Here is a 25,905-nt window from a genome sequence, read left to right as displayed (position 1 = left end):
CTTTTGTAGCTAAGACCCATAGCTTAGGATAAAAAGGGAAGAATGTTTGTATGATCTATTTTGATAATAGTGCGACCACCGCGGCGGCACCAGCAGTATTGGCGACTTATCAAGCCGTTAGCCAAGATTTCTTTGGTAATCCGTCTAGTTTGCATGCTTTAGGGGACAAGGCAGATGGGTTGCTTCAGCAGGCGCGCCAGCAGATCGCTGAGCTGATCCAAGCGCAACCAGATGAGATTTATTTTACTAGCGGGGGCACTGAAGGTGACAATTGGGTGATCAAAGGCACCGCCATTGCGAAACGCCAATTTGGTAAACATTTGATCACCACGGAAATTGAACACCCGGCCGTTAAAAATTCAATGGCGCAATTGGAACAATTAGGTTATGAAGTCACTTATTTGCCGGTTGATCAGCATGGGGCCATTGATCCGGCCGATCTGCAAGCAGCCTTGCGGGATGATACGATCCTCGTTTCGATTATGGCGGTCAACAATGAAATTGGTAGTATTCAACCGTTAAAAGCGGTGGCCGACATTCTGGCAACCCACCCGAAAGTGCATTTTCATGTGGACGCCGTTCAATCAATCGGCAAAGGGCTATTGCCGCTATTGCGCTTGCCCCGGATCGACTTTTTAACCTTTTCTGCGCATAAGTTTCATGGCCCGCGGGGGACTGGCTTTATTTACGCCAAGCGTGGCCGGCAGCTTGCACCATTAATGACCGGCGGTGGCCAAGAAAATAATTGGCGTAGCGGTACTGAAAATGTGCCGGCCATTGCCGGAATGGCCAAAGCATTGCGACTGTTATTAACGGCTGAACCGGCTAAAGTTCAACGCCAGCAAGCAATCAAAACGAAAATTTATCAGCATGTTGCCCAGAAAGCCAAAGTCACAGTTTTTTCTGAAGATAATGCCAATTTTGCCCCGCATATTTTATGTTTCGGTATTCGCGGTGTTCGTGGTGAAACCATTGTTCACGCTTTTGAAGAGCACGCTATCTATATTTCCACCACCAGCGCGTGCTCCTCAAAAAAAGGGACGATCTCAGGGACTTTAGCAGCGATGCATATCCCCGACGAGATCGCAACTAGTGCGGTGCGGGTCTCGTTGGATGAGAATAATACCTTGGCCGAAGCGGATGCCTTTATTGCCGCCTTTGACCAAATTTATGCGCGTTTTGAATTAGTGAATTCATAACGGTGTCAGGCAGCTTTTAAGTACCGTTGGCGCTAAATAAGTTGGCCGGTACTGCCGCTTATTTTAAGCAATGCAAAATTAACCACTGTTTGTGGAGTAGAGGAAGAATGCAATGGAATATACAGAAATCATGGTGCGTTATGGTGAATTGTCCACTAAGGGCAAAAACCGGCGCAGTTTTATTGACCGGTTAGCCAACAATGTGCGCAAAGCGCTGCACCGCTTTCCAGCCTTAGAAATTCACGCGCGGCGTGATCGGTTGCACATTGTTTTACACGGTGAGGATAGTCAGGCCGTAATGACTCGACTAGGACAGGTTTTTGGTATCCAAAACTTTTCGCCATCGATCCGGGTGGAACGGGATATGGACCAAGTGCGGGCGACGGCGATCGCGATGATCAAGGAGCAATATCAGCCTGGTGATACTTTCAAGGTCAATACACGTCGGTCCGACCACAATTTTGAATTGGACACCAACCAAATGAATGATGAATTAGGTGGCACGATCCTTGCCGGCGTCCCGGGGATCACGGTACGGGTACACAAACCGGAGATCACCTTGCGCGTGGAAGTGCGTTTAGACGGTATTTATTTATCCAGCCGTACGCTCCAAGGTGCCGGCGGTTTGCCAGTGGGGACAGCTGGTCGCGGTATGTTGATGCTGTCCGGCGGTATTGATTCGCCAGTGGCCGGTTACTTGGCGATGAAGCGCGGCGTGGCCATTCAAATGGTTCACTTTTTCAGCCCGCCTTACACCAGTGCTAAGGCTTTAGCTAAAGCCAAGGAGCTGACCTCAAAACTAGCACCTTATGCCGGAAGCATCCAATTTATTGAGGTGCCGTTTACCCATATTCAAGAAGAGATCAAAAACAAGGTGCCTGAAGGCTATTTAATGACCGTTCAACGGCGGCTAATGTTGCGTTTGACCGATAAGATTCGCGAAATGCACCATGGTTTGGCGATCTTTAACGGCGAGGCCTTAGGGCAAGTTGCGTCGCAGACTATGGAAAGTATGGTGGCGATCAATGACGTGACCACCACGCCGATTTTGCGGCCAGTGGTTTCCATGGATAAAAACGAGATCATCAAAATCGCGGAAGCCATTGATACCTTTGATTTATCGATCATGCCCTTTGAAGATTGCTGCACGATTTTCGCACCTCCGGCACCGAAAACCCGGCCTAATTTGGATAAAACGCGGGCGTATGAGCAATTGATCGACGTTACCGGGCTGATGACGGAAGCCATCGCCGGTATTAAAATAACCGAGATCAAAGCTGACGAACAATTTTTAACGCAGGACCAAAGCGAAATTGCAAGTTTATTGTAAAAACAACGCTAGCCTGATTAAAATAAGGCGTTAACTTGGCGGTCGTGCCGTTTGGCCAGAAGCGGTTAGTTTTGCGCCGCCGTCGCTGGGGTTAAAAAGTGGCCCTTTGGCGGCCAATTGTCGGCGCGATTTATAATTTAGCATTGCGCGCCCGCCGTTTTTTTGCTACAGTAGTTTCAAAGCGATGAACAAGTCAGTAGCTATCAAACCGCGGCCTAGAGAAAAAGTGTGTGCTGGAAGCTTTTGCGTGGATGATAGTGAAGGTAGCTTGGGAGCTGTTGCCGTGAACTTAAGTAAGGGCAGTCGGACAGCCTTGTCCGTTATGACTAATCAAGTGGCGCAATATGCGCAATTTAGGTGGTACCGCGAATAACTGCATTCGTCCTATTAATTTAGGCCGGGTGCTTTTTTATTTGCACAGAAAATAAGTTGCTTCAGAGAGGATGACGGAAATGGCTGACGAAAAAAAGATGTCAACTAAGTACGATCCGCAACAGGTCGAACCTGGGCGGTACGAAGAATGGCTGCAAAAAGGGTTATTTAAACCTAATGGTGACACGAAGGCTAAACCATATTCGATCGTGATCCCACCGCCTAATGTTACCGGCAAGTTACATTTAGGCCATGCTTGGGACACCACGTTACAGGATATGTTGATCCGCCAAAAACGGATGCAGGGTTATGATGTGCTCTGGCTACCCGGAATGGATCACGCTGGGATCGCCACTCAAGCTAAGGTTGAAGGCCATTTACGGGAAAAGGGGATCACCCGTTATGATCTAGGCCGGGACAAGTTTGTTGACGAAGTCTGGGACTGGGTCCACGAATACGGGGACATTATTCATCAGCAATGGGCTAAATTAGGTATTTCCGTGGATTATTCGCGCGAACGCTTTACCTTGGATGAAGGGTTATCTAAAGCGGTGCGCAAAGTCTTTGTTGAATTATACAAAAAAGGGTTGATCTACCGCGGCGAATATATTATCAACTGGGATCCGCAAGCACGGACGGCCTTATCGGATATCGAAGTGATCCATCAAGATGATCAAGGGGCCTTTTATCACGTTAAATATCCGTTTATTGACCCTGAGGTGACGTTTAACGGGAAACACTATATTGAAATTGCGACGACACGGCCGGAAACCATGTTTGGTGACGTTGCGGTTGCCGTCAACCCGGATGACGCCCGGTACAAGGATCTAGTCGGCCGCGAAGTTTTATTGCCGCTACAAGGCCGTCATTTACCGATCATCGCCGATCCGTATGTGGATAAGGACTTTGGAACGGGGATGGTTAAAATTACGCCGGCTCATGATCCAAACGATTTTCAAGTCGGCAATCGGCATAATTTAAAACGGATCAACACTATGAATGAAGACGCAACCATGAACGAAAACGCCGGTAAGTATCAAGGCCTGGATCGTTTTGCGGCGCGTAAGGCGATGGTGGCGGATCTAGCGCAGGAAGGCTATTTATTACGCACCGACCCGATCGTCCACAGTGTTGGTCATTCAGAACGGACTGGCGTTCAAGTCGAAGCTCGCTTATCCACTCAATGGTTTGTCAAAATGAAACCATTGGCGGCAACGGCTTTAAAGAATCAAAAGGGCAGCGACCGGGTCAATTTTGTACCTGAACGTTTCGAACACACCTTCACTCAGTGGATGGATAATGTGCATGACTGGGTTATTTCCCGGCAATTATGGTGGGGACACCGGATACCCGCTTGGTACAATAAAACCACAGGTGAAACTTACGTTGGCATGGAAGCACCTGCTGATCCAGAAAATTGGCAACAGGATTCAGATGTGCTGGATACTTGGTTTAGTAGTGCGTTGTGGCCGTTTTCAACTATGGGCTGGCCGGACACGGATGCGCCTGACTTCAAACGTTATTTTCCCACTAATACCTTAGTGACTGGCTATGACATTATTTTCTTCTGGGTTTCCCGGATGATCTTCCAAAGCCTAGAATTCACCGGACGGCGGCCGTTTAAACATGTTTTGATCCACGGGTTGATCCGGGATGAACAAGGCCGCAAAATGAGTAAATCATTGGGTAACGGCATTGATCCAATGGAAGTCATCAAAAAATACGGTGCCGATGCCTTACGTTGGTTTTTAAGCACCGGATCAACACCAGGGCAGGATGTACGGTTCTCTTACAGCAAAATGGATGCGGCCTGGAACTTTATCAATAAGATCTGGAACGCAAGTCGGTTTGCCATCATGAATTTAGGACCGCAGACTACGGCAACCATGCCAACTGGCGGCCAACGGGATCTAGCTGACCGCTGGATCTTAAGCCGGTTAAATGAAACGGTCAAAGACGTGACCCGCTTGTTTGATGACTTTGAATTTGGTGAAGCCGGCCGGTTACTCTATAATTTTATTTGGAACGATCTGTGTGATTGGTACATTGAAATGAGCAAAGAAGTGTTGAACGGCACGGACGCAACGGCCATTGCTAACAAGCAACAGGCTTTGGCCTATGTTTTCGAGCAGACGTTAAAATTAATGCACCCGATCATGCCTTTTGTCACCGAAGAATTATGGCAACAATTGCCGCATGTCGGTGAGTCGATCGTCACCGCGGCTTACCCCGTGGAACATGCTGAATTGGCTGATGCCGCTGCAGTGGCACAAATGTCGCGCCTGATCGATCTCATTCGCTCCGTGCGCAATATTCGGGCTGAAGTTAACGCACCGCTATCCAGTCCGATCGACGTGGTGATCAAAACCACGGATCAGCAGACCCAGACTATTTTTGAAAATAATCGGGAATACATTGAACGCTTCGTGCACCCTAAGGCCTTGACGATTGCAGCTGAGGTCACGGCGCCGGCCTTGGCGATGTCCGCGATCATTACTGGTGCGGAGATCTACGTGCCACTAGCCGAATTGATCGATCTCAACGAAGAAATCAAACGGATGGAAAAGGAAGCGGCCAAGCTACAAAGTGAAGTGACCCGGGCCGATAAAAAATTAGGCAACGAGCGCTTTGTACAAAATGCACCTGAAAAAGTTGTGGCGGAGCAAAAAGCTAAACGCACTGATTATACTAACAAATTAGCGGCCGCTAAACAGCGGATCACCGAATTAAAAGCTAATTTGTGATCCCTTAATGAGAAGCCTGAATTTAGGCTTCTTTTTTGCTATACTGGAAAATAATACCAACTGTTGGCCGTTTAAATTAGGGGGCCTGCCTGCTTAATTAGCGGCAAATAACAGTTAAAAGTGAAAGTGGCGAAGTTATGTACGCAGAAAATTATCAAATTGCTTTAACTAAAATTCACAGTCGACCAAAAATGCATAAAGAAGGTAGTTTAAAGCGCATGCAGCGGGCGGTGGCGGCTTTTGGTCATCCCGAGCGTAAAATAACGGCGCTCCACGTTGCGGGTACCAATGGCAAAGGCTCCGTCGTCAATGATCTGCGTTATTTGGCCAACGCGCAAGGGATGACGGTAGGCACGTTTACGTCGCCATTTTTAATGCGTTTTAATGAACGGATCAGCATTGATGGCACTCCGATCAGCGACGCCGCTTTGTTGGCCTTAGTTAATCAGGTTGGGCCACAGGTGGCGGCCTTAGACGCTGCAGATCCTGCTGATCAGATCACCGAATTTGAATTTGTTACTTTATTGATGCTGGTTTATTTTGCCGCGCAGCCACTGGATCTGGCCATTATTGAAGTCGGCATCGGCGGCTTGACGGATGCGACCAACGTGATCACCCCGTTGGTTTCCGTGATCACCACCGTTGGTTATGATCATATGGCGTTACTTGGTGATACTTTAGCAGCGATCGCGACGCACAAGGCCGGCATTATCAAAGCCGGTCGGCCTGTGGTGACGGGGCGTTTACCGGCTGCGGCCCAAGCGGTGGTCACCGCCACCGCGCAGCGCCAACACAGTCGGCAATATCTTTTGGCCACGGACTTTACCACCAGTCGGCACCAAGCACTAGCCACTTGGGGCGAAACCTTTGATTTCACTGGGTTAGGATTTAATATTAAAGGGCTTACTTTGCCAATGCTCGGTGATTATCAGATCGATAACGCAGCGGTGGCGATCACCGCCTTTATTTTGGCGTTGCAACAATTACACCAAACAACCACGGCTAAAACCATCAAAAATGGCTTGGCCCATGCGAAATGGTTAGGCCGACTAGAGAAGATCAACGAGCAACCCTTGATCGTTTTGGACGGTGCCCATAATGAGCCGGCGATGCGCGCGTTAGCCGCCACCTTACAGGCTAATTTTAGTCAGTTAGAAATTTATATTATTTTTGCCGCTTTGAAAGATAAGGCCACTGCGAAAATGTTAGCGATTTTGGAGCGGCTACCGAATGTCCATTTAGTTTTGACCCAATTTACGGGTAATTCCCGCGTCGCTGCGGTGACAGATCTGGCGCAGGCCAGTCAGCAAGAGTTGCCGGTTTATCAGAATTGGCCAACTGCCTTACAAGCCGTCTTGCAAGAAGCATCGGCTGACGATATGCTGTTGTTAACGGGATCACTTTATTTTGTTTCTGAAGTACGCCATTATTTTGAAAGTTGAGGACTGATGATGAAAGTACAAGGGGTTATTTTTGATATGGACGGCTTGATGTTTGATTCGGAAAAGCTTTACTATCAAGCTAATTTAGCGGCAGCCGCCCAAATGAAGTTGCCGTACGCCGATGATTATTATGAACGCTTTATTGGCGCTTCGGATGAAGATCTGGTCAAATTTTTTGGTGAGGCCTTCGGTGGGCCAGACCAGGCGCAGGAATTTATGCAGTTAACTTATCAGCAGATCGAAGCAGCGATCCAGCGCGGGGAGTTGGAAAAAAAGCCGGGGTTAGATGCTTTATTGGCTTATTTAGACCAGCAACAGATCACGAAGATCATCGCTTCCAGTAATTATAAAACGAAGATCAGTGATTTTCTAACGGCTACGCAATTAGTGGATCGTTTTCCTGAAATTATCGCTATGGATGATGTTGCTAAAGGAAAACCGGCGCCAGATCTCTTCGAGAAGGCACGGGCAACTATAGGCACGCCTGCTGCGGCGACTTTGGTGTTGGAAGATTCCCGGAATGGTTTATTAGCAGCCCACGCTTCGGGGATCCCCTGCATCATTGTGCCTGATCTAGTTCAGCCAACGGCGGAGACCCAAGCGTTGGCGTTAGAAATCCTACCCGATCTTTTTGCGGTACGTGATTTCATCAAGCAAAATTGTTGATGCTTTGCGTAGCTTAAGAATAGACGGTTAATTTAACGTTTAATCTTAATCAGCGAGGGAGTCAGCTCATGTTAGCCTTAAAAAGTGCGGCGGCCCAGTGGCAACCGCGAGAACAATTATTATCTGCCGGCGCGACTAGTTTGACTGATCAACAATTATTGGCGATTTTATTACGGACCGGCACCAAGCAATTACCGGTTATGGACGTTGCGCAGCAGCTTTTGCAGGCCTATCCCCAACTGGCCAGTCTAAGCCGGGCCAAGATCACTGAGTTAGAGCAGATCAAGGGGATCGGCCAAACTAAGGCCATTGAATTACAGGCGGCTTTAGAGCTAGGCCGCCGTAGTCAGTTGGCGGCGCAACTTCGTTTTGGCACGATTGCTTCCAGTCAGCAGATCGGTGAGTTAATGGCCAAGCGGTTTGCGGGTTGTCGCCAGGAACACTTACTGGCCATTTATTTGGATACTAAGAATCAGATTATCAAGGAGCAGGAACTTTTCCGTGGCACGCTGAATGCTTCGGTGGCCCACCCGCGGGAAATATTTGCTTACGGTTTACAATTAGCGGCGGCCCGGTTTATTTTAGTGCACAATCATCCCAGCGGGCAAACGGAGCCGTCGAATTATGACCTGAAATTTACGCAGCGCGTCGCCAGTTGTGGCGAGCTGCTGGGGATTGAATGTTTGGATCATTTGATCGTGGGCCACAAGCAATACAGTAGCTTAAAAGAACGCGGTGACCTTTAGGGCAATACTTGTTATTAAACCGGTATCATGGTAAAATTAATACGTATTTTTGTTAGGTAATGGCTCAAAGTTTCATTAATAAACTTTCCCCATCGTACCAATCAGAATTACACAAAAAAAGAGTGTCTAAGGCACGAGGAGGATTTTTACTTATGGAACAAGGTACAGTTAAATGGTTCAATCCTGAAAAGGGTTTTGGTTTTATTTCGCGCGAAAATGGGAGCGATGTCTTCGTTCATTTTTCAGCGATCCAAGGAGAAGGTTTTAAAACGCTTGAAGAAGGCCAAGCGGTAACTTTTGATATTGAAGAAAGCGACCGGGGCCCACAAGCGGTTAACGTCGTTAAAGCTTAATCAGGCAAATACGAAACAACATCAATTTTGATGTTGTTTTTTTGTTGGCGCAAAGGTGGCTTAACACCACCGATTTTTAAAATTAGTTTCCAAGCAGTTTGGTGCTTGCCGTGGTTCAATTCAGCGCCGGTCAGTGCGTTGGGCAAAACCGCCAACTAGTCAGTTCTAGGTAGTGCTAAGCGGCCACTATTTTTGTCTAGGGGGATCTGAACTGCTGGGGCTTGACCCATCAATAAGTTTCTAAAAAAGGGTTAAGTTTCCAAAAGCCCTTATCATTGACGTGATTATTCGGTATGATAGATTAGTAGATGTTAAAGCATTTTGTATCGGAAATAAGTGTGTTATAATTCCTTTATCTACAAACGGAGATGCTAAAGCATTTAAAAGCTATTCACTGCTGAATGGTATGAAATATCGCTGAATTTGAAGGAGAGAGACGCTGTGTTCGGATTAGGCACAAAGAATATTGGAATTGACCTCGGAACAGCCAATACATTGGTTTATATTGATGGTAAAGGAATCGTGCTCCGGGAACCATCAGTTGTCGCCAAGAATACTAAGACTGGTGAAGTGGTCGCTGTCGGTACCGAAGCACGTGATATGATCGGGCGGACGCCAGGCAGTATTGTGGCGATCCGACCGATGAAAGATGGCGTCATTGCTGATTATGATACGACAGCAGCGATGATGAAATACTTTATGGAAAAATCACAAGGTCGTGGCGCCGGTAAACCCTACGTCATGGTTTGTGTCCCCAGTGGTGTGACTGAAGTTGAAAAGCGGGCCGTGATCGACGCGACCCGGGTGGCAGGAGCACGTGATGCTTACGTGATCGAGGAACCTTTTGCGGCTGCAATTGGGGCCGGCTTACCGGTTATGGACCCAACTGGTAGTATGGTGGTCGATATTGGTGGCGGCACCACCGATGTGGCGACGATCTCACTCGGTGGGATCGTTTCTAGCCGTTCGATTCGGATGGCTGGTGACAAGTTTGATGAGGCGGTTATTTATTATATTCGCCAAAACTTTAATTTACTGATCGGTGAACGAACTGCGGAAGATGTTAAAATGCAGATCGGCTCTGCTTCATTAGAAAAGGCGGCCGATATTGATGGCATGACTGTTCGGGGCCGTGATCTGATCTCTGGTCTACCGAAAACGGTCGATATCGCTGCGGAAGATATCGCTAAGGCCTTGCAAGAAGTTGTCAGTGAGATCATCACGGCGATCAAAGAAACCTTGGAAGAGACTTCGCCAGAAATTGCTGCGGATGTGATCGACCACGGGATCGTTTTAACTGGCGGTGGTGCCATGTTGAAGAACCTACCAGAAGTGATCGCGGATGCGACTAAGGTGCCAGTTTTTGTGGCGCAAGCACCATTGGACTGTGTCGCTATTGGCACTGGCGAATCATTGAAAAATATCGACATTATGAAGAAACGCTAATTAGTGCGTATTAGCTAAATTTGTTGGCAACATGGCATTAAAAATAGTGTTAAGCTACACCTTAATAAAGTTAGAAGAGTCTAATTAGTCGCTGAAGATTGGTTGAATCCTCGCCATTTTCGGCGATTAATATTGTCAGCTAAGACTTGTATTTGCTAGGTAAATTGTTGGAGGTCGCCCTATGCAGAAATTTTTCTCAAATCGAAAACTAATCATTGTTATGATCGCAATTATCATCAGCATGGGCTTAATGGCGTTTTCGGTTAGTGTTCGTAATAGTGATAAAACACCACCGCTAGTGCAACGGTTTGGTAATGATGTGATCGGCGTGGTGGATCGGGTCGTGGCTTTGCCGACTAACGGCGTAAAAAATAGTTTTGCTGCGGTTTCTAATTTGATCAATACTTATGAAGAGAATACTAAATTAAAGGCCCAACTAGATGATTTGGCGCAAACCAAAACGCAGGTGGGAACTTTACAAAGTGAAAACAAAGAATTAAAAAAACAATTGAAATTAGATAAAACCTTAACCGATTATTCACAGATCAATGCGGCCGTTTTGACCCGTTCGCCAGCAAACTGGCAAAATAATTTGGTGATCAACAAAGGAAGCTTAGCCGGGATCAAGAAAAATATGCCGGTGATGGCTGGTTCTGGTTTGATTGGGCGGGTGGTCGAAGTCAATAGCACCAACTCAAAAGTTGAATTGATCACCACGGATAATCAGTCGGCTAATCGGTTTGCTGCGGAAGTCATCACCAGTGATGGAACAGCTAATGGGATTATCACCGGTTATGACCAGGCCACTAGCGAATTGAAAATGGGTCAATTAAATTCAGACGCCAAGATCAAAGTTGGTGATACCGTGCAAACTTCCGGCTTAGGTGGCTTGACACCGCGGGGGTTATTTATCGGTAAAGTAACTAAAGTCAAACACGATGATTATGGTTTGGCGTTATCTCTGGAGATCAAGCCAGCAGTTGATCTAGATGATTTTACGGTTGTTACCGTGATCAAACGACAAATGGCGGGTGATTAGATGCGGGTACGAGAAAAAACTTGGGTGATCGTTTTATTAAGTGTTTTAATGCTATTTGACGGTTCATTGAGTTATGCTTTTCAAGGCCTTTTTCATCAATTCCCCAATACGATGATCATTCGTTTAACGGTGTTAGGGTTTGTTTTAGTTTATTTCTTTGCGCCCCATTTCGATCATTTAGTGACGGTGGCCTTGATTTTAGGACTTTTCTACGACAGCTTTTATACTGGTATTTTAGGCGTATATATGTTTTTATTTCCGCTGATGATTTTTCTGACGCGGTGGATCGCGCAGTTCTTTACGCCGGCACCACTGGTGATCGGGGCGATCTATTTGATCGATCTAACGGTTTTGGAAAGCTTTGTTTACGGCATGAATACATTTATGGGGCAGACGACCATGGCGCTTAGTGATTTCATTCCTAATATTTTAGGCCCCACCTTGGCGTTGAATCTAGTCTTGTTTATCTTTTTATATTTTCCATTACGCCAATTGATCAGTAAAATCGATGCGGTGTATTGAAACTAAGAACTGGCTTGAAACTATTTTAAGTAGCACTTTGCAATAAACCGGGCGGTAAGCGTGGCGTAAAAAAAGTAGCTTTCTGCACTTATTTGGGTTTGGTTTGTACGAGCCTGTTTTTGCGGGGCAGTAATTAACCGCCTTGTGCGACATATTTTAAGCGTTATGCTAAAATTTAGGTAATTGTGGCGACTAGGGAGTGGCAATCATGCATTATGTGGTTTTAAAGGGACATCAGGGTGGCTATCAGCTAACCTTAAAACAAAATGGTGGGTTTACCGAAATCATCGCAGAATTAAGCGCGTTATTTGCTAAATTAAATCAGGAACGCGCCGATCAGGCCCAACCGGATGAAAAAATCGTAGGCTTTAAAATTGATACTGAGAATCGCTTATTGACTGATGAAGAAAAACAAAAAATTCAGGCTTTGATCGAACAGTATCCGCAATTTAGAGTAGAGCAGATCGAGTCCGGGGTGATGACCCGTGCTGCCGCGCAAGAATGGAAAGAGCAAGACAGTTTGCATACTAGCCGGTTAGTGATCCGCAGCGGCCAAGAAGTCAAAATTGATGGCGATGTTTTGTTTATTGGCGCGGTGCATCGAGGCGGTATTTTGCGGGCAACCGGCAGTGTTTATGTGATCGGTACAATTGAAGGTGTGATCCACGCCGGTTATCCTGATCAGGAAACGGCGATCGTGGTCGGTGATCTGAGTCAAGCCATTCAAGTCCGGATCGCGGATAATGTGGATATTTTGGCGGATAGCGATCAGACATTTACCCCGCGCTCCGTGACCTACATTAACGATCTACATTTACTTGATTATGGTGATCTGGATGAGCTCAAAACGATTCGTCCGAAGTTATACAACAAGATTGGGGAGGCATAACGTATGGGAACGGCAATCGTAGTGACATCCGGTAAGGGTGGTGTTGGTAAAACAACGACCAGCGCTAATTTAGGAACGGCATTAGCATTACAAAATAAAAAAGTTTGTTTAATGGATCTTGACATTGGTCTACGCAATTTGGATGTGGTTTTAGGTCTAGAAAACCGCATTATTTATGATATTGTCGACGTGGCCCAAGGTCGCGCTAAGCTACACCAGGCCTTGGTTAAGGACAAACGGTTTGAAGATAATCTCTACTTATTACCAGCGGCACAGAATACGGACAAAGACGCATTGGTACCTGCTGAAGTTAAGGCCATTGTCGATGAATTAAAGGAAGATTATGATTTTGTGATCTTGGATTGTCCGGCAGGGATCGAACAAGGATTTCAAAATGCGATCGCTGGTGCAGACTGTGCGATCGTGGTGACCACACCCGAAATTTCGGCAGTACGCGACGCGGATCGGGTGGTCGGTTTGTTGGAGCAGGCCGAGATGGCGCAAGAACCACGCTTGATCATTAATCGCATTCGACAACATATGATGAATGAAGGCGACGTGATGGATATTGATGAGATCACCCGCCATTTATCAATTTCGTTATTGGGGATCGTTCTTGATGACGATGGTGTGATCACGTCGTCCAATCACGGTGATCCCGTTGTACTTGACCCTAAAAATTTAGCTAGTCAAGGCTACCGCAATATTGCGCGGCGCATTTTAGGTGAAACAGTTCCGTTAATGTCGATCAAGGAAGAAAAGGTCGGCTTTTGGCAACGGCTTTTTGGCGGGCGAAAATAAGCCTGTTTGACAGTAAGATTAAAATGTGCTAATCTTATTCTCATAAATAAGAAACGTTGAACAGAACAGTAGTTATATTTCAATTGACAGAAAGTTTCTGGTTGCTGCGAAGAAATAGTTGGGTATAACGAAACACGTCTGCGAGTGTTGTGCGCTGAACAGATTAGGCGCGCACGGGAAAGCCCGTTATTGCTGTAGTTCATAGAACTACCTGAGGTGCTGTTTGTGAAAACAGTATAAACAGAGGTGGAATCACGAAATCAATCGTCCTCTTGAAGTTATTTGACTTCAAGTGGGCTTTTTTTATTTGTGAGTGGACTACTAGAGGTGCTGCTCGTAAGGTCAGCACAAATTGAGGTGGAACCACGCACTGCGTCCTCGAAAACGATTTGTTTTCGGGGACTTTTTTATTGGGCAATTATTTTTAAGATTAAGTCATAAGGGGATGTTGAGATGAATATTTTAGCAGCACAATGGCATTATGCTTGGCAGATCATGCCGTCTTTATTTGATGGGATCAAAATGACGCTATCCTTGTTCTTTTTCACGTTGATTGGGTCGATTCCGTTGGGGATCATTGTTGGGTTAGGCCGAGCGTCACGGTTTAAACCGCTACGCAATATTTTAGGGGTTTATGTGTGGATCATGCGCGGGACGCCACTTTTATTACAACTTATTTTTGTTTTTTATGGGTTACCGATCGTGCACATTGTTTTCCAACGGTATGACGCCGCCTTATTTGCCTTTATTATTAACTACGCCGCTTATTTGGCCGAAATCTTTCGTGGTGGTTTACAATCAATTGATCGCGGCCAATATGAAAGTGCCAAAGTTTTACGCTTAACGTATTGGCAAACCGTGCAGAAGATCGTGTTGCCGCAGGTCATGAAGATCGTGTTGCCGTCGATCGGTAACGAAGTCATTAATTTGGTCAAGGATTCATCCTTAGTCTATGTGATCGGTTTAGGCGATCTATTACGGGCTGGGAATGTGGCCACTGCCCGCGACGTTACCTTATTACCGCTGCTGTTAGTTGGGATCGGCTACCTGTTGTTAACGGCGATTTTGACCTTAGCACAGAATAAAGTTGAACAGCACTACAGTTATTACAAATAGGAGGGTCCGCGATGTTAGAATTAAAAGCAATTAGTAAACGTTATGGTCGGCGGTTGATTCTTGATCAATTGAATTTAACGGTCAAAGATGGAGAAGTTTTGGCGATCGTTGGTCCTTCTGGTGCCGGTAAAACAACTTTGTTGCGCTGCATTAGCGGTCTAGAGCGAATCGACGGGGGGCAGATCATTTTAGATGGGCAAGCCTTTGATCCCTATGATAATCAAAATAAAGATAGTGTGATCGGGGTGGTTTTCCAAGATTTTCAGTTATTCCCTAATTTAAGTGTCTTGGATAACATTACCTTGGCGCCAATGCTGGCGTTGAAACACAGTAAAGCCGACGCCGAAAAACAAGCGCGGGCTTTGCTGGAACGCTTGGCCTTAAACGATAAAGAAGGCCTGTATCCTTACCAACTATCAGGGGGGCAGAAGCAGCGGGTAGCGTTAGCGCGAGCATTAGCGATGAAGCCGAAAATCTTGTGTTATGACGAGCCCACCAGTGCCTTAGATCCAGATCTACGGCAGGAAGTTGAAAAATTAATTCTCGGCTTAAAGGCTGACGGCATGACGCAGATCGTGGTGACCCATGATCTACAGTTTGCGGAAAATATTGCTGATGCCGTCAAGCACGTTGATGCTTTACCGGAACAATAAACTAGCGGTTTTGTATTTTGATTATTGATAACGAAAAGGAGGCTAAACAATGCGTAAGAAAATATTGCTAACGCTGGTAACCGTTTTTCTGCTGGTCAGTACCGTTAGTTTAACCGGTTGTTCCCGGGATAATCCCAAAGCTGATTCCTGGTCAACGATTCAGCGCCGCAAAACCGTTGTCATTGGCCTAGATGATAGTTTTGTACCGATGGGGTTTCGGGCCAAAAGTGGTAAGTTAAAGGGGTTTGATATTGATCTTGCTCGGGCCGTGTTTAAGAAATATCATATTAAAGTCGATTTTCAAACCATTGATTGGTCAATGAACGCCACGGAATTACGCAATCATACCATTGATTTGATCTGGAACGGCTATACGATCACGCCGCAACGCAAAAAGGTCGTGCGTTTCAGTTCACCATACTTATTGAATAAACAGATCTTAGTGACGATGAAAAAGAATAAGATCAATAGTTTTGCGGGGATGCAAGGTAAAGTGTTAGGGGTCCAAACTGGATCATCCGGGTACTCCGGCCTTGAAGCCCAGCCTAAATTGTTGAAGAATTACATTAAAAATAAAACGCCGGTTTTGTACAGTACCTTTAACGACGCCTTCATTGATTTGAACGCTAATCGGATTCAAGGCTTATTGATTGATCGGGTTTATGCTAATTATTATATCGACCATCAAGCTAATCGTAATGCTTATCAGGTGACTGATGGCAGCTTTGCCTCTGAAGATTTTGCCGTGGGGATGCGCAAATCGGATAAGACTTTGCAACGGAAAATCAATCAGGCTTTGAAAGAATTATACCGGGACGGTACAATGAAGAAAATTAGTTACAAGTGGTTTGGTGAGGATGATACGATCCCCCAAAAATAAATTGATTTGTTGATACCGCTGCGCAAAAAAAGAGTGTGACATAAGGCGCTCAGCTTTTGAGCATTCGCCGCTCTAGGCTAAGCGGAAAAAGTTGCCTTATGGCACACGTTTTGGCTATATCGTTCGGAAGTACAAAGAAGGAGTTGGACATAAATTACTTATGTCACAACTCCTTTTGGTGTTACAGCTTGGATTTTAAGTGTTATCCAACCAGCCTAGGCATTTTCACCTTTAAAAAAAGCTTTGTACAGGCCGCGGACCGCGTTATATTCATCCTTTTCGCGTACGCCAAACATGATCGAAACTGGCGATGCGCCGTGGTCCAAGGTGACGATCGACACGCCAGCTTGGGCAATACTGTTGGTCGCCTTAGCCATCATCCCAATATGATCCTGAATACCTTCACCGACGATCATGACTAAAGCATAGTGGTGGATAACGCGAATATCGTCGGGCGCGATCGCATCCTTGATCGCAGCCAAAACTTTTGGTTCAAGTTCCGGTGTCAGTTCCCGTTCGCGAATGACAATAGTGATATCGTCGATCCCGGAAGGAATATGTTCAAAACTGATCCCATATTCCGCTAGGATCTGTAAAACTTTGAAAACAAAACCGACTTGCTTATTCATCAAATATTTCCGAATGTAAATACCTAGAAACCCAGTGTCGCTGGCGATTCCGGAAATCGGGCGTTGCGGATCATAAATTTTACGGGCGGAGATCAAGGTCCCCGGCTTTAAAGGGTGATTTGTATTTTTAACCCGTACCGAGACCCCGCCTTCAATGGCAGGAATCAGCGCCTCATCATGGAAAACAGAAAAACCGGCGTAGGAGAGTTCCCGCATTTCCCGGAAGGTGAGATGTTCGATCGCCGCGGGGTGCTGAATAATATTGGGATTAGCAGCATAGATCGCATCCACATCCGTGAAATTCTCGTATAATTCTGCTTTAAAGGCGCGGGCAATGATCGCGCCGGTGATGTCGGAACCGCCACGCGAAAAGGTGCAGATCTGGCCGGCTTTAGTATAACCAAAAAAGCCGGGGATGATCAGCAGTTTTTTACTTTTCTTAAAGGCCGCCAGTTGCGCGTAACTTTCCGCAAGGACTTGTGCATCACCTGGGGTATCCGAAACTAAAAGGCCTGCCTCTTGGGGGCTAAGGTAATGGCTGGGCATACCGAGGTGGTTTAAAATTGCGGCTACTAGTTTGGCATTGTTATCTTCACCGGCCGCTTTAAAAGCATCCAGCAGGTAATCGGCCGACGGATAATCTTGCTGCGGTAATTGCAAAATGTGGTCACGTACGACCTTGAATTCGTCGTCCGGTAAGGCAAACCCAGTTGCAATTTCTTGGTAGCGGGCAATAATGGCCTGTTGGATCGTTGTTGGATCGGCCTTGTCCAAGATAGTGTGTGCGTAGGTGATCAATAAGTCGGTGACTTTCTGATCGCCGGCAAACCGTTTACCTGGTGCGGACACCACGATTGCCCGGCGTTTACTATCACCGCGAATAATATCGATCACTTTTTGGAGTTGGGTGCTGGAAGCTAAAGAACTTCCGCCAAACTTAGCCACTTTCAAACTTAGCCACTTCTTTCCGAATTATTAAAATAAAATTAATATTAGCATAGCAAATTCACAGATAAAAGGCAATTCTTGTTGGAAAATAACACCGTTGTGTAAGCCTTTGCACCAGGCCGTACTTGCCATTATTTTTTAATCCGGTTGAGCGGCCTTCTTGGAAACGCTTTTTAACGCTGGCTTAAGCAGAAGTGGGCTAAGTTTTTAATAACAAATGTGATTGACAAATTAAGTTGCTTGCTCTATGCTGAACTTGACAATTAAACGATACTGCAAAGGGGAGCCTTGATTGGCTGAGAGTGATTTGATTCAGACCCTGGAACCTGTTGCGTTAACGCGCGCGTAGGAATTGTAGCTGGCGAAAGCCTCTTTGTGGTTAATACAAGCAAGGAGGCTTTTTTATGTCTAATCGTCATTTGTTAGTTTGGATCGAAGGTACTGTCATTGCGGCGTTGGCTATGGTTTTGGAATACTTACCACACGCGGTGGGACCGTTGAATATTTCTTTTGGGATCATTCCACTGGCGGTCTTTAGTTTACGTCGTGGTTGGAAAGCCGGCGTAACGTCTGGCTTAGTTTGGGGGCTCCTCGATCTGTTTTTACGCGGCTTCGGGAGTGGCGGCTTTTTGAACCCTTTACAAGGTTTGATCGAATACCCGATCGCGTTTGCCGTGGTCGGCTTGATCGGTGTTGGCGCCGGGCCTGTCCGTCATGGTTTGGCTAATCAACAGCATGCACGAGTATTTGGCTACGCCTTAAGCGCAACATTATTAGGCGTATTATTGAAGTATTTCATGCATTTTGTTGCCGGCGTTATTTACTGGGGATCATACGCGCCTAAAGGGATGAGCCCGGTACTGTATTCCTTGGTCGCTAACGGCGGCAGCGCAATTTTGAATTTAGTTTTATCTGGGGTTGTGGTGGGGTTGCTATTGGTCACCGCGCCGCAATTATTTGCACCAAAGAATGCGCAACCGGCTTAAAACCAAAGCAACTAAAAAGGATTCGGCAATTGCCGAATCCTTTTTCTTTACCACTTAAAACGCTGCAAATGCAGTCATGACCATGCCACCAATCGTAGCGATCAACATGATCCAAATAATAACTTTAGTTAACTTAGCAAAGCCACTGGTTTTTTCTTTTTTCATTGCGATTTATTGCCACCTCAATTAAATTATTAGCCCAAGTTTAACTTGTTTAGCCTAGGATTGCAATTAATGTTTCAGAAAAAATTACGGTGGCGTAACCATAAAGCGGCTAGCCAAGAAATGATCAAAGTCCAGAAAATGATCACGGTAAAGGCGTGCACGCTGCTGGCCCCAGGTAAGCGCACATTCATACCATAAAGACCGCCAATAATTGTCGGGATCGTAAGAATGATCGTGATCGAAGTTAAAACTTTCATAATAATATTTAAATTATTGGAAACGATCGCGCTAACGGTCGTGTTGTATTCATCAACGATTTGTTTTTGCTGGGTGGTCATGGTCGTTGCCTGTTCGCTTTCGATTAAAATGTCACGGAGCAAGGCCGTAAACGGTGCCGTTTCAAAATAGTATTCGCTGGTTTGTAGATCAGTGATCAGTTGGCGATTCTGTTGCAGTGCGTCTTGAAAACGGATCAAACTTTTTTTCATCGCCGTTAGTTGAAACAGATCACTATTTTCGGTTGCGGACGCTAGATTTTTTTCTAACGCCGTCATTGCTTGGCTATTTTGCGTTAAACAATTAAGGTAACTATTATTGATGAACCAAATTAATTTTAGGCTAAGGCGCTCGTGATTGGCGGTGTTTAATGGGGGCTGGTGCAGTAGAAAATCACGAATAAACAGGGCCGGATGGTTGCTGACGGTGATCAAAACGTCGTTGGTCAAAATAATCGCAAAGGGATAAGTTGTGTATTCATTATAGCCTAAGGGGCTAACCGTTTCGTGGGGAACACGGGTCAAGATCAAGGCGGGATACTCGCTGATCGAAGCTTGAATACCCTCTGCCCGCGGATTTTCTTTGTCATCTAATACCGCCGTTAAATAATGCTGTGGGACATTGAATTGAGTCTGTAATTGCTTCAATTCGGCTGCAGTCGGTTGCTGGACGTGCAACCAGCAATTAGGTTGATAAGCCGCCAGTGGTTGTAACTGTCCGGCGGTACTGTGAAAATAATTGATCATCACTTTTTCACTCCCCATTATGAATTGACGCCGCGAAGTTGGGTAAAGGTTGTTGGCCACTTTGTAAAATACCGGATTACGCAGGCGGCCCAAGTTGCGCGATGACCGGCACAGCAAGCTGTCTTTGCCACCTGTTGCCGCTAACTGTAAGTTGGTTGCCGCCACCGCCCGTTGCTTAAACTATTTCCGGCTAAACTGCTATTAAAACTGTCCTTGTTATTTTAACACTTTTCCCGTAGGCTAAAATAGGATCAGGTTAGTTTGAGAACATGCAAAGGTGGGGCAAAGTGGGATGCAGTCAAATCTAGAACTTATTTTAGGGCTTACCACCCCTTTGATCAGCACTGTGATCGGTGGGTTATTAGGCCATATTCATTCTAAATGGCGCCTGCCGGCAGTTGATTGGCTGACCCTTGGGTTGGTGCTGGCTTGTGAGCAGTTGCTCGCGGTACATTTTCAGTATCAGGCGTTGAGCCTAATTATTTTAATACTGGCTGGGGTGGCAGTGTTAGTGGCGCTTGGCCTAGCTTGGCGGCGGGGTGAGCTTCTTTATCGGACCTTCTTTAAATTATGGTGGCGGCTAATTTTTTTACCTGCTTTAGTGACCTATTTAATTTTATGTGGGTATAGTTTGGCGCTATTTTGAGGGTGTTTTTAATTAATGGTTTGTAAATATGCCTAAATAGGCAGCAGTAGTTAGTTTGTAATCGTAGGGACTTTAAAAACCGTAAAATCAGCGGAAATCCAGGCAAAATAAGGCAACTTATGACTTGGAATTTTTGGCAGATTTTACGGTTTTTTTTAACAGTATCAACTTTAGAAAAGTTTAAGCAGTTATTTTACTAGTTTTCAAGGGAAAGTATGGTAGAAAGTGGGGGGATGTGGTAGACTAAAAATGTGCATTTGCGGGGGTGTTGTCAATGTTCATGGGCGAGTTTCGACATTCGATCGATCAAAAAGGACGCTTAATTATTCCAGCTAAGTTTCGCGAAGCGTTAGGTGCTCAATTTGTGGTTACCCGGGGCATGGACGGTTGCCTTTTTGGCTATCCCGAAAGCGAATGGCAAGCATTGGAAAAGAAATTACGGCAGTTGCCTTTGACTAAAAAGGATGCGCGGGCTTTTGTCCGCTTCTTCTACTCGGCAGCGACTGAGTGTACGCTGGATAAGCAGGGGCGGATCAATTTACCACAACCTTTGATCACCCACGCTGGTTTGACCAAGGCCTGCGTTTTGATTGGCGTTTCTTCGCGAATCGAAATCTGGGATGCGGAGCGTTGGGCAGCATCAAGCGCTGAGATCGCTGCTAATTTCGATTCGATTGCGGAAAACATGTTAGATCTTGATTTGTAAATTAACTGAATTTTGAGGATGGATGGGTGAGCATGACGGCGTTTAAACATCAAACTGTATTATTGAATGAAACCGTTGATAGCTTACAAGTTAAACCGGATGGTATCTATGTCGATGCGACCCTTGGAGGTGGCGGCCATAGTGCCTTGCTTTTGAGTCGCTTAACGGCAGGTGGTCATTTATATGCTTTTGATCAGGATCAAAAAGCAATTGATAATGGTAAGCAACGGTTGCAGGCAGAATATGCCGCTGGCCAGGTTACTTTTATCAAAGCTAATTTTCGCGCATTAACGGCAGAATTGGCTAAACGGGGTGTGACCCAGATCGATGGTATCTTGTATGATCTTGGTGTTTCGTCGCCACAATTTGATGAGGCGGCGCGGGGCTTCAGTTATAAGCTGGATGCGCCATTGGATATGCGCATGGATCAAACGGCACCGTTAACGGCACAGATCATTGTTAACCAATGGCCTTATGCGGATCTTGAGCGGATCCTATATCGTTATGGTGAAGATAAGTTTGCCAAGCGTGTCGCTCGTGCCATTGAGCGCGAGCGGGCGAAGGCACCGATTGCAACTACGTTACAGCTAGCAGATATTATTAAATCTGCGATCCCCGCTGCGGCGCGCCGTAAAGGCGGCCATCCTGCGAAGCGCTCCTTTCAAGCATTACGGATCGCCGTTAATGATGAATTAGGTGCGGCCGAAACGTCACTGGAAGCCGCGATCGCCATGCTGGCACTTGGCGGGCGGATCAGTGTGATCAGTTTCCAATCATTGGAAGATCACATTGTTAAAACGATTTATCGAGAACACGCGCGGGTAGCGGAATTACCCCGTGGGCTGCCGATTCTGGGTACAGGTGAAGTGCCTGAATTAAAAATTATTACTAAAAAACCAATCGAACCGACGGCAGCGGAAATTGCCGCTAATCGGCGCTCACGTAGTGCCCGGTTACGTGTCGCGGAAAAACAAAAGCTTTAAGGATGTGGTGAAATATGGCAGATGAAAGTGCAGCAAGAGATTATTCGTTATTGGCTGAGCCAGTGACGCCTAGCACACCTAAACCAGAAATACATATTAAAACGCCGGTGGCAGCACCGACAACAACAATTGATCCGGTAACCCAACCGCAGGCGATTCCGGCTGGGCGGGTAGCAGTATCAGCTTTTGAAAAAATTTTACTTATGGTCACAGGAATCGTAGCGGTCGGTTTAGCAACGATTATTGTGAGTACACAGATCTCGGTTGCTAGTGCACAGCGCAGTCTTCAAGATGTTGAACAAACAATTACAGCCGTTCAAGCAAAGAATAGTGATGCCAAACAAACGATCAATGAAATCATGCAGTCTAGTCATTTGAATACTGTAGCGGCAAAAGATGGCCTGACTTTTAACGAAGCAAATGTAAGGAATGTTGGTAAATGAAGGCACCACGCAATAAACGATTGATGGGCAAGAGGAATCCACGACGGAACCGCCAAAAATTTGGCGGGTTCTTTCTTTTCTTATTAGTGGGTGTTTTTCTTCTGTTCGTCTTTCGTTTTTCTTATATCGTCGTTAGTGGCCGGATCAATGACGAAAATTTAACCGAAAAGGCCAACGCGCTCTATGAAAGCAGTACTGTTTTAAGGGCTAAACGGGGAACGATCTATGACGCTAATGGGTCACCGATCGCGGAGGATTCAACCACGTATTCAATTTATGCGGTGTTGAATAAGAATTACATCGGGGTCAACAAGAAGAAGTTGTACGTTACTGATAAGGCTAAGGTGGCCCAAGTATTAAGCAAATATTTGCCGCTAACGCAGGCCGCTATTTTAAAACGTTTGAATCCGGCAAATACCAAAACTTTCCAAGTTGAATTTGGGAGTGCAGGTCAGGGCTTATCATTAGCGATCAAACAAGCAATCGAGAAAGCAAACCTAAGTGGCATCTATTTCACCGAAACCCCTTCCCGACTGTATCCTAACGGAATTTTTGCGTCGCACCAAATTGGGTTAGCCCAAACGAAAACGTCGACGACTAACAATGTAGCCGCACAAAATTTAACGGGTACCATGGGACTAGAAAAAACATTAAACAGTACACTGACTGGGACCAATGGGATCAAAGAAGTCAAAAAGGATTCGTATGGTTATCAATTGCCTAACACTAAGACCAAGAAAAAGGCCGCTAAAAATGGTAAAAATGTTTATTTAACGTTAGATACACGGTTACAAACTTACTTAGAAAGTTTGTTAACGACAACGCAAACTAAATACGATCCGGTGGAAATGAACGCCGTTTTAATGAATCCTAAAACTGGGCAAATCGTTGCGGCGGCACAGCGGCCAACCTTTAATCCTAGCACCGGTTCTGGCTTAGGCTCTTTCTGGCGCGATACCTTAGTTGGGGATGCCTATGAACCTGGGTCGGTAATGAAGGCTTTCACTTTGGCTGCGGCAATCAATTCCAATAAGTATTCACCGAATACCACTTACCAATCAGGCTCGATCTCAATTGGCGGCACCACGGTTCATGATTGGAATAATAGTGGTTGGGGAACGCTCCCCTTGAGCAAAGCTTTTCCGTATTCCAGCAACGTTGGTTTTGTGCATATCGAACAAACAATGGGTAAAACGACTTGGCTGAATTACATTAAGAAGTTCCATTTTCTGAATACAACTAATTCGCTGTTGGCAGGAGAACTTAAGGGAAGTATTCAATTTGAGCATACTTCTGATCAAGCGGTGACCTCCTTTGGCCAAGGCATCAATGTGACTGTGATGCAAATGATGCAAGGTTTCTCGGCCATTGCCAATGATGGCAAGGAAATGCAGCCGCAGATTGTTTCCAAAGTAGTCGATCCGACTACCGGTAAAACGACTAAATACAAGCCACACCAAGTGGGTACACCGATTACTAAGTCAACCGCGGACCAAGTACTGAAGGCCATGCAAGACGTAACCTATAAAAGTTACGGCACTGGGCAGTCTTATCAGATCCCCGGCTATAAAATTGCAACCAAAACAGGAACGGCGCAGATCAGTAGTGCTAATGGCGGTGGCTATTTAACGGGTTCAAATAATTATATTTTCTCCGTTGTGGGCATGGCGCCAGCTAATGATCCGAAATACGTGCTGTACATTACCATGAAACAGCCGCAGAAGATGACGGAGTCGGCGACACAGATCTTAGCTGGCGTGTTTGATCCGATGATGAAGCGGGCACTAGATTATGACGCTGGTACGGTCGCTACGGCCACACAAACCAAAATGCCTAGCGTCAGCGGTAAGTCCGTTACGGCCGCCACTGCAGCTTTGAAGAAGAAGAATTTACAGGTCGTTCAGGTCGGTACAGGCAACACAGTAGTTCAACAAATGCCGTTGGCCGCTGAAGTGGTCTTAGATGATCAGCGGGCGCTGTTGCTGACAAATGGTGCGATGACCATGCCTGATCTAACGGGTTGGTCGAAAAGCGATGTTTTGAAGTTAGCCGAATTGACTGGTAAGAAGATCACGATCAAAGGGACTGGTTATGTGACTAAACAAAGTCTGGCAGCTAAAGGTTTGTTGAATTCAGCCACTAAAATTACCGTCACTTTAAGTAAGCCATAATGGAAAAGAATGGGGAGTTAGAGAGTTATGCAATTTACGCAGATGTTGATTCCGGTGGTCAGTAGCTTTGCCATCACGTTCATCGTGTTGCCACTATTCATCGGTTATTTCCGGATGAAAAAAGAAGGCCAAATGATCCGCGAGGAAGGTCCAAAATGGCACGAAAAAAAATCAGGAACACCAACGATGGGGGGATTAGTTTTTCTGATCGCCAGTGTCATTTCAACAATTTGGGTCGGTTATTGGCAACAGCAAATGTCAGCACAAACGTGGATCATTTTATTTATCCTAGTTTTGTACGGGGCTTTAGGCTTTATGGACGATTCGATCAAATTATTTGAAAAGCGCAATTTAGGGTTGCGGGCTTGGCAGAAATTGTTAGGTCAAATTGTTGGGGGCTTGATTTTTACCGCCGTTTATCTGCACGAAGGATTACCGTTAGCCCTTGATCTCCCATTTGTTGGCCGGATACATTTAAGTATTTTATACATTATTTTTATTTTGATCTGGTTAGTTGGTTTTTCCAATGCGGTTAATTTAACGGATGGCCTAGATGGTTTGGTTGCCGGAACGGCAACAATTGCTTTTGCCACTTACGCGATCATTGCTTATACTGAAGGACGAACCGACATTCTGATTTTTTGTTTGACTGTGATCGGCGGTTTACTTGCCTTTTTCTGGTTCAACCACAAACCGGCCAAGATCTTCATGGGCGATGTTGGCTCGTTAGCTCTAGGTGGAGCGTTAGCGGCGGTTTCAATTTTGTTACACCGGGAGTTGTCATTACTACTGATCGGGTTGGTTTTTGTAATTGAAACGGCGAGTGTGATGATCCAGGTCTCAGTCTTTAAGCTGACGGGTAAGCGGGTGTTTCGAATGAGTCCGATCCATCACCATTTTGAAATGGTCGGTTGGTCAGAATGGCGTGTTGTCCTAACCTTTTGGGGCTTCGGGCTGTTATGCGCGCTCATCTATTTAGTAGCTTTTCTGTAACCATAAAAATTAAGT

Annotated in this window: 25 protein-coding genes and 2 other annotated features; of the genes, 22 read left to right on the top strand and 3 right to left on the bottom strand. The window is 45.8% G+C overall.

Annotated features, from left to right (window positions below):
* The first annotated feature begins 50 nt into the window (after nucleotides 1-50).
* The 15 genes from FFM78_RS07215 (at nucleotide 51) to FFM78_RS07145 (ending at nucleotide 16,198) form a co-directional block, all read left to right on the top strand.
* Complete coding sequence (locus tag FFM78_RS07215) at nucleotides 51-1,199, top strand: cysteine desulfurase family protein (protein ID WP_137637778.1); 1,149 nt, start codon at nucleotides 51-53, stop codon at nucleotides 1,197-1,199.
* 112 nt (nucleotides 1,200-1,311) lie between these two features.
* Nucleotides 1,312-2,529, top strand: a complete 1,218-nt coding sequence (thiI, locus tag FFM78_RS07210; protein ID WP_137637777.1) for a tRNA uracil 4-sulfurtransferase ThiI — start codon at nucleotides 1,312-1,314, stop codon at nucleotides 2,527-2,529.
* Nucleotides 2,530-2,704: 175 nt separating this feature from the next.
* Nucleotides 2,705-2,919 (top strand) — a binding site (T-box leader).
* Between the two features lie 62 nt (nucleotides 2,920-2,981).
* Complete coding sequence (locus FFM78_RS07205) at nucleotides 2,982-5,645, top strand: valine--tRNA ligase (RefSeq protein WP_137637776.1); 2,664 nt, start codon at nucleotides 2,982-2,984, stop codon at nucleotides 5,643-5,645.
* 137 nt (nucleotides 5,646-5,782) lie between these two features.
* Nucleotides 5,783-7,087, top strand: coding sequence for a bifunctional folylpolyglutamate synthase/dihydrofolate synthase (locus tag FFM78_RS07200; protein ID WP_137637775.1), 1,305 nt, complete (start codon nucleotides 5,783-5,785; stop codon nucleotides 7,085-7,087).
* 9 nt (nucleotides 7,088-7,096) lie between these two features.
* Nucleotides 7,097-7,753: an HAD family hydrolase gene (locus FFM78_RS07195; protein WP_137637774.1), complete on the top strand. Its 657-nt coding sequence runs from the start codon at nucleotides 7,097-7,099 to the stop codon at nucleotides 7,751-7,753.
* A gap of 68 nt (nucleotides 7,754-7,821) precedes the next feature.
* Nucleotides 7,822-8,499, top strand: coding sequence for a RadC family protein (radC, locus tag FFM78_RS07190; protein WP_137637773.1), 678 nt, complete (start codon nucleotides 7,822-7,824; stop codon nucleotides 8,497-8,499).
* 152 nt (nucleotides 8,500-8,651) lie between these two features.
* On the top strand, nucleotides 8,652-8,852 hold the full coding sequence (locus tag FFM78_RS07185; protein ID WP_137637772.1) for a cold-shock protein: 201 nt from the start codon (nucleotides 8,652-8,654) through the stop codon (nucleotides 8,850-8,852).
* 441 nt (nucleotides 8,853-9,293) lie between these two features.
* On the top strand, nucleotides 9,294-10,298 hold the full coding sequence (locus FFM78_RS07180; protein ID WP_137637771.1) for a rod shape-determining protein: 1,005 nt from the start codon (nucleotides 9,294-9,296) through the stop codon (nucleotides 10,296-10,298).
* Nucleotides 10,299-10,479: 181 nt separating this feature from the next.
* Nucleotides 10,480-11,337 (top strand): rod shape-determining protein MreC, encoded by an 858-nt coding sequence (gene mreC, locus FFM78_RS07175; protein ID WP_137637770.1) that lies wholly within the window; start codon nucleotides 10,480-10,482, stop codon nucleotides 11,335-11,337.
* Nucleotides 11,338-11,859 (top strand): rod shape-determining protein MreD, encoded by a 522-nt coding sequence (mreD, locus tag FFM78_RS07170; protein WP_137637769.1) that lies wholly within the window; start codon nucleotides 11,338-11,340, stop codon nucleotides 11,857-11,859.
* 208 nt (nucleotides 11,860-12,067) lie between these two features.
* Nucleotides 12,068-12,748 (top strand): septum site-determining protein MinC, encoded by a 681-nt coding sequence (locus tag FFM78_RS07165; protein WP_137637768.1) that lies wholly within the window; start codon nucleotides 12,068-12,070, stop codon nucleotides 12,746-12,748.
* 3 nt (nucleotides 12,749-12,751) lie between these two features.
* A complete protein-coding gene (gene minD, locus FFM78_RS07160; protein WP_137637767.1) occupies nucleotides 12,752-13,549 on the top strand; it encodes a septum site-determining protein MinD in 798 nt (265 codons plus the stop codon).
* A 47-nt stretch (nucleotides 13,550-13,596) separates the two neighbouring features.
* Nucleotides 13,597-13,824, top strand: a binding site (T-box leader).
* Between the two features lie 178 nt (nucleotides 13,825-14,002).
* Nucleotides 14,003-14,665, top strand: a complete 663-nt coding sequence (locus tag FFM78_RS07155) for an amino acid ABC transporter permease (RefSeq protein ID WP_137637766.1) — start codon at nucleotides 14,003-14,005, stop codon at nucleotides 14,663-14,665.
* Between the two features lie 11 nt (nucleotides 14,666-14,676).
* Nucleotides 14,677-15,318, top strand: coding sequence for an amino acid ABC transporter ATP-binding protein (locus FFM78_RS07150; RefSeq protein WP_137637765.1), 642 nt, complete (start codon nucleotides 14,677-14,679; stop codon nucleotides 15,316-15,318).
* A gap of 49 nt (nucleotides 15,319-15,367) precedes the next feature.
* Nucleotides 15,368-16,198, top strand: coding sequence for an amino acid ABC transporter substrate-binding protein (locus tag FFM78_RS07145; protein ID WP_137637764.1), 831 nt, complete (start codon nucleotides 15,368-15,370; stop codon nucleotides 16,196-16,198).
* A gap of 215 nt (nucleotides 16,199-16,413) precedes the next feature.
* Here the strand turns inward: FFM78_RS07145 and FFM78_RS07140 are convergent, their stop codons facing one another.
* A complete protein-coding gene (locus FFM78_RS07140; protein ID WP_137637763.1) occupies nucleotides 16,414-17,778 on the bottom strand; it encodes an aspartate kinase in 1,365 nt (454 codons plus the stop codon).
* 401 nt (nucleotides 17,779-18,179) lie between these two features.
* On the opposite strand from FFM78_RS07140, the gene thiT reads away from it, so the two are divergent.
* Nucleotides 18,180-18,761: an energy-coupled thiamine transporter ThiT gene (gene thiT, locus FFM78_RS07135; protein ID WP_137637762.1), complete on the top strand. Its 582-nt coding sequence runs from the start codon at nucleotides 18,180-18,182 to the stop codon at nucleotides 18,759-18,761.
* 54 nt (nucleotides 18,762-18,815) lie between these two features.
* On the opposite strand, the gene FFM78_RS07130 is transcribed toward thiT, so the two are convergent.
* Both FFM78_RS07130 and FFM78_RS07125 read right to left on the bottom strand, forming a co-directional pair.
* Nucleotides 18,816-18,926 carry a DUF4044 domain-containing protein gene (locus tag FFM78_RS07130; RefSeq protein WP_137637761.1) on the bottom strand — a complete coding sequence of 37 codons (111 nt, stop codon included), beginning with the start codon at nucleotides 18,924-18,926 and terminating at the stop codon, nucleotides 18,816-18,818.
* Nucleotides 18,927-19,000: 74 nt separating this feature from the next.
* Nucleotides 19,001-19,948 (bottom strand): magnesium transporter CorA family protein, encoded by a 948-nt coding sequence (locus FFM78_RS07125; protein ID WP_137637760.1) that lies wholly within the window; start codon nucleotides 19,946-19,948, stop codon nucleotides 19,001-19,003.
* 292 nt (nucleotides 19,949-20,240) lie between these two features.
* Between FFM78_RS07125 and FFM78_RS07120 the strand changes: the two genes are divergently transcribed.
* The 6 genes from FFM78_RS07120 (at nucleotide 20,241) to mraY (ending at nucleotide 25,890) form a co-directional block, all read left to right on the top strand.
* On the top strand, nucleotides 20,241-20,594 hold the full coding sequence (locus FFM78_RS07120) for a DUF3397 family protein (protein ID WP_137637759.1): 354 nt from the start codon (nucleotides 20,241-20,243) through the stop codon (nucleotides 20,592-20,594).
* Between the two features lie 274 nt (nucleotides 20,595-20,868).
* Nucleotides 20,869-21,300, top strand: coding sequence for a division/cell wall cluster transcriptional repressor MraZ (mraZ, locus tag FFM78_RS07115; RefSeq protein WP_137637758.1), 432 nt, complete (start codon nucleotides 20,869-20,871; stop codon nucleotides 21,298-21,300).
* A gap of 32 nt (nucleotides 21,301-21,332) precedes the next feature.
* A complete protein-coding gene (rsmH, locus tag FFM78_RS07110) occupies nucleotides 21,333-22,283 on the top strand; it encodes a 16S rRNA (cytosine(1402)-N(4))-methyltransferase RsmH (RefSeq protein WP_137637757.1) in 951 nt (316 codons plus the stop codon).
* 14 nt (nucleotides 22,284-22,297) lie between these two features.
* The gene (locus tag FFM78_RS07105; RefSeq protein WP_137637756.1) at nucleotides 22,298-22,726 is read left to right on the top strand and encodes a protein required for the initiation of cell division; all 429 of its coding nucleotides are present in this window, start codon (nucleotides 22,298-22,300) and stop codon (nucleotides 22,724-22,726) included.
* Complete coding sequence (locus tag FFM78_RS07100; RefSeq protein WP_137637755.1) at nucleotides 22,723-24,897, top strand: penicillin-binding protein; 2,175 nt, start codon at nucleotides 22,723-22,725, stop codon at nucleotides 24,895-24,897. The genes FFM78_RS07105 and FFM78_RS07100 overlap by 4 nt, the downstream gene beginning before the upstream one ends.
* 27 nt (nucleotides 24,898-24,924) lie before the next feature.
* Entirely contained in the window at nucleotides 24,925-25,890 is a 966-nt protein-coding gene (gene mraY, locus FFM78_RS07095; RefSeq protein ID WP_137637754.1) for a phospho-N-acetylmuramoyl-pentapeptide-transferase, read from the top strand.
* Nucleotides 25,891-25,905: the final 15 nt, after the last annotated feature.

The organism is Loigolactobacillus binensis (assembly GCF_005405165.1).
In the GTDB taxonomy this organism is placed as follows: Bacteria; Bacillota; Bacilli; order Lactobacillales; family Lactobacillaceae; genus Loigolactobacillus; species Loigolactobacillus binensis.
The sequence above is the reverse complement of the archived record's forward strand: the minus strand, read 5'-3'. Positions and strand labels throughout refer to the sequence as shown.